At 65.4% G+C, this 289-nt stretch carries 1 protein-coding gene; it reads right to left on the minus strand.

The annotated features are described in order from the left end of the window. On the minus strand, window positions 1–289 hold a 289-nt coding region (locus AAEY88_RS12870; RefSeq protein WP_350563015.1), incomplete at both ends, for a porin.

The following is a 289-nucleotide window of genomic DNA, read 5'->3' on the forward strand; positions in this document are numbered from 1 at the left end:
GGTCCAGACGGTCGCGTTGAACGCCGGATTGCCGTTGCCGCCGCTCACGCTCTGGTAAGTGCCTTCGAGATACGCATCCGTGCGCTTCGACAGCGCGTAGTCGGCCTGCGCGACGACCTGGTTCCATTTCGGACGCGTCTGGCCCGTGCGGGTGTCGAAGCGGCCCATCGTGTACGTGTACGCGGCGGCGACGCTCAACGCGCGCGTGACGAAGTAGCGTCCGTCGATCGAGAAGTTGTCGAACACCAGCGATTCGCCTTTCAGCGGCGCGATGTTGCCGCCCTGGAGC

The sequence above is a fragment of the Psychrobacter sp. CAL346-MNA-CIBAN-0220 genome (assembly GCF_040309805.1).
GTDB lineage: Bacteria > Pseudomonadota > Gammaproteobacteria > Pseudomonadales > Moraxellaceae > Psychrobacter.